Annotated in this window: 2 protein-coding genes; one reads left to right on the top strand and one right to left on the bottom strand. The window is 42.0% G+C overall.

The window, feature by feature from the left end; genetic code table 11:
- Window positions 1–1,040 (bottom strand): arginine deiminase (locus BCT81_RS21205; RefSeq protein WP_102425730.1); only part of this gene is annotated, 1,040 nt, incomplete at its 3' end.
- Window positions 1,041–1,616: 576 nt separating this feature from the next.
- Between BCT81_RS21205 and rraB the strand changes: the two genes are divergently transcribed.
- A complete protein-coding gene (gene rraB / locus BCT81_RS21200) occupies window positions 1,617–2,033 on the top strand; it encodes a ribonuclease E inhibitor RraB (protein ID WP_004738675.1) in 417 nt (138 codons plus the stop codon).
- Window positions 2,034–2,108 lie beyond the last annotated feature (75 nt).

Below are 2,108 nucleotides of genomic sequence, written 5' to 3'. Positions count from 1 at the left end.
TCATTCCACTGCTCACGCTCAGCTTCGTAGTTGTCACCACCTGTAGTGATGATCTTAAGCTGATCAAGACCTAGCGCACCTTCAATCGCTGACAGGTAGTTTTCCGCTTTCTCTACGCGCATCTCACCATTCTCTTTTGGTGTTAGGCGCCATGTGTCTAAATCTTTACGAACGATTTCTGGATACACAGAGAAGGTATCGATATCCATGTGTGTCATTACCGTATCAAGGTGCATACATGAACGGTGCTTTGGTAGATCGATAGCGATCACTTCGGTTGCTTGCCCTGACTTAAATAGGCTCGCCGCTAAGTTCTCAACGCCTTGTGGTTTGGTACGCTCAGAAATACCGATAAGTACCGCGCCTTTACCAATAACCAGTACATCGCCGCCTTCAATGTTGGCGTTGTCGTAATGAAGGTCCTCATCACCAAAGTACTTAATGAAGTCTTGCCCTGCAAACACTGGGTGCCAGCGATAGATAGCGCGTAGATGGTTTGTCTCACGTTGACGTGCTGGCTTCATCATAGGGTTTAGCGACACACCGCCATAAACCCAACACGAAGTATCGCGTGTAAATAGGTGGTTAGGCAGTGGCTCGATAACGAAATCAAGTGGGCGATGCATTTTAGGAAGCATCGATGATGATTTGATAGGAAGCTCTGAATACGCCAAGCCACCCAGTAAGATTGTTGCTAGATGCTCATTATCCATTTGAGCAAGATAGTTTCTTAAGTCACGAGCAAAGGTAGGCCCATAACGGAAATCTGAGATTTGAGTGTTTAGCAGCCATTCGCGTGCTTGAGGTACGGCAAGCGTCTCTACCAATAAATCGTGCAGTAGCAGTACTTCTACGTCTTGATTACGTAGTGTCTCTGCAAAGGCATCGTGTTCTTCACCGGCAGCTTCCACAGCCAATACATCATCAAATAGAAGGTCATGACAGTTAGAAGGGGTGAGGTGGGTGAGTGCTCTTTCAGGTCGATTTAGGAGAACTCGTCTTAATTGACCGACTTCGGAGCCAACGTACAGCTTACTCATTTTGCATCCTTACTTTTAATCCAGCGTCTATTTATGACAAGCTTGATCGTAATATGCAAGTTTTAGAGTTCGTGTAAAAATGAAGTATTTTTGAAATTATCCGAACTAAAAACCATTTTTGGTTGAAAGTTAGGTGTTAAATTCCAATTGAGTGCGTTTGGCATGGAACAACATTTTTGAGGATCTATGCTCAATCTGCGCTATGTCTGAAATCTATTTTGCTTATTATTAGTGATTTTCTATTCACTATTATGCATTTTTTGAAAGTAACTTGAGGTTTTATGCATCTCAAAACCAGTTCAGCGTATGCATTCACCATGACTAAGCACGCAATTTCTATTTAATATGCTCAAAAGTGACATTAGAGACGAAATGCTGAAATAGTCACCGGTTAATAAAATGTTGAAAATTTGTTTCTGTGATTTTGGTTTCACTTTTGAATTGATATTACTTCTGCTATCTAGCGATAAACTTATCTTTCTATGCCTGATCTGGGTGGCTTTTCTGGACGATCCGTGCCATATTTCGTGGCAATCAAATTTGATCTTTTCATAGTCAACACTCTGGAGCAGACACATGTCTCACGAAGATGAATATCTATCAGTAGCGGAATTAATTGAATTTCAAAAGGAAGAGACTCGCGACATCATTGAAGCACTAATTGAAGATGGTAGCGATCCTGAAGCTCTATACGATATCGAGCATCACCTATTTGCTGAAGATTTCGAAGTGCTTGAGAAAGCCGTTGTTGAAGCATTCAAAATGGGTTTTGAAGTACTTGAAGCTGAAGAGACAGAAGACGAAGATGGCAACAAGCTACTTTGTTGTGATGCGACTATGCAGTCAGCTCTAGATGCAGAAGCGATCGATGCACAAGTTGAGAAGCTTGTGAACCTTGCAGAGAAATTCGACATTATCTACGACGGTTGGGGCACTTACTACGAAGGTGAAGATGCTATCTACCCTGAAGAAGATGATGAAGGCGAAGAGTAATTTCTTCCCAGTTTGAAAAGTGCCAGCCTTGAGCTGGCATTTTTTTATCCTCAGAAAAATAAATGTCTTTAAATG

Source organism: Vibrio sp. 10N.261.52.A1, assembly GCF_002876325.1.
In the GTDB taxonomy this organism is placed as follows: Bacteria; Pseudomonadota; Gammaproteobacteria; order Enterobacterales; family Vibrionaceae; genus Vibrio; species Vibrio chagasii.
Note: the sequence above shows the minus strand (reverse complement) of the source record. Positions and strands in the feature narration are given on the sequence as shown.